Source organism: Sulfuricaulis sp., from assembly GCF_049587675.1.
Taxonomy (GTDB): Bacteria; Pseudomonadota; Gammaproteobacteria; order Acidiferrobacterales; family Sulfurifustaceae; genus Sulfuricaulis.
Map to the genome: position 1 here is coordinate 1 of NZ_JBAVEJ010000067.1, position 2,036 is coordinate 2,036.

Sequence of the window (2,036 nt, forward strand, 5' to 3'; positions counted from 1 at the left end):
CACGATATCTTGCAGGCTGAACCCGTCGTGCGCCGTGACGAAGTTGATCGAGGCGTGGGGACGGCGGCCGCTGTGCCCGTACAGATCGCTCGATCCGGTCAGGCGGTAGGCCAACTCACCTATGAGCCCGCCCTCGCCTTTCCAGTAGGCGCGCACCACGTCGCGGTACTTACCGTTCCATTCGGTCCAACCGACCGGAAAATTTCCCACCTGGTAACCGCCCTCGCCGAGATCCCACGGTTCAGCGATCAACTTGACCTGCGACAAGACCGGGTCCTGATGGATGATGTCGAAGAACGCGGACAACCGGTTCACTTCGTGCAGTTCGCGCGCCAGCGCGGAGGCCAGATCGAAACGGAATCCATCCACGTGCATCTCCAGCACCCAGTAGCGCAATGAATCCATGATGAGCTGCAGCACGCGCGGGTGCTGCATATTGAGCGTATTGCCGCAACCGGTGAAGTCGGTGTAATAACGCGGATCCTCTGGACTCAGGCGGTAATAGGCCTCGTTGTCGATGCCGCGGAAGGAAAGCGTCGGCCCCATTTGATTGCCCTCGGCAGTGTGGTTGTAGACCACGTCGAGGATCACCTCGATGCCGTTCGAGTGCAGGGTCTTGACCATGGTCTTAAATTCGCGCACGAGACCGGTCGCCGAGTAACGCATGTCCGGCGCGAAGAAACCGATCGAGTTGTAGCCCCAGTAATTGCGCAGCCCTTTTTCGACGAGATGACGCTCGTCGACGAAGGTGTGTACCGGCATGAGCTCAACTGCGTTGATGCCGAGACGCTTGAGATGCCGTATCACCGGCTCCGTTCCCAAGCCCGCGTACGTGCCACGCAGGGGCGGCGGCACCTCCGGATGGCGGCTGGTGAAGCCCTTGACGTGCAGTTCGTAGATGACGGTGTCGTGCCACGGCGTGCGCAGCCGCCGATCATCGCCCCAGGTGAACGCCGGGTCGATTACTTTGCACTTCGGCACTCCCGGCGCGTTATTGCTGCGGTCGAACGACAAATCCTCCAGCCGGTGGCCGACACGGTACCCGAAGTCCGCGTTGCTCCACTTGACCTGGCCTGCGATCGCCTTGGCATAGGGATCAAGCAATAGCTTATTATGATTGAAGCGTTTGCCTTTCCTGGGATCGTAAGGGCCGTGGACACGGTATCCATAAAGCAGTCCCGGTCGCGCCTCGGGTAAATAACAGTGCCAAACCTGATCGGTCTGCCAACGCAGGGGGAGTCGCTCGACTTCATGCTTGCCCTTGCCTTCAAACAGACACAGCTCCACTTGATCGGCATGTTCGGAAAATATGGCGAAGTTCACACCCTCGCCGTCCCAAGTAGCGCCCAAGGGATAAGGTCTGCCTGGCCAAATGGGCATATTATTGTTCATGTATCGGTTGCCTCGGCGCCCTGCTCGCATACCGGGCTGAATTAATGGCGGTCATAATATACTCTCCTCCGCCGCTGTCCGCCGACAGAGGAAAGCCTCACCTTTCTCCGCCCCGGGTTGTTCGTTTTCCTTCCGCTCCATCGCTCACTTCTTGGGCCACCACCGCTCCAGCAATTCTGCCGCCGTTTTCTGTCCACCAATGCCGAAGGCAAGCGCCAGCGCCAACACCAAACCCGCCAGCAGAATCAGGAAGGACTGGCGAATGATATCGGTCACCACGTTCACCTGATCGAGCGCGATCAACGCGACGAAGATCATGATGGCGTATTGCGAAATTCGTCCCAGAAGATCAGCGTCTTCGAGCCCCACATTCCTGCAATAGGCTGAAACGGTCTGCGCGATAAACCGGGCGAAATACATGCCGACGGCGAGAATCAACACGGCCACGATTACCTTGGGGATAAACATGACCACGCGGCTCACCAGATCGGTGACATAAGTGAGGCCGAGACCGTTGAAGGCAATCACCAGCGTCACGAGAATGACGAGCCAGTAGATAAGCGCCCCCAATATTCCCGACGTTCCGGTTTTAATGCCGCCTTGTTGCAGGAAGCCGTCTATTCCGGCTTTTTCGGTCAGCACAT

The 2,036-nt window shown here is 58.3% G+C and carries 2 protein-coding genes; both read right to left on the reverse strand.

The features are described 5' to 3' along the window. On the reverse strand, positions 1 to 1,392 hold a 1,392-nt coding region (gene glgX, locus WB402_RS03485), incomplete at its 3' end, for a glycogen debranching protein GlgX (RefSeq protein WP_424205528.1). Positions 1,393 to 1,536: 144 nt separating this feature from the next. Further along, a partial coding sequence (locus WB402_RS03490; protein ID WP_424205529.1) for a mechanosensitive ion channel family protein occupies positions 1,537 to 2,036 on the reverse strand: 500 nt, incomplete at its 5' end.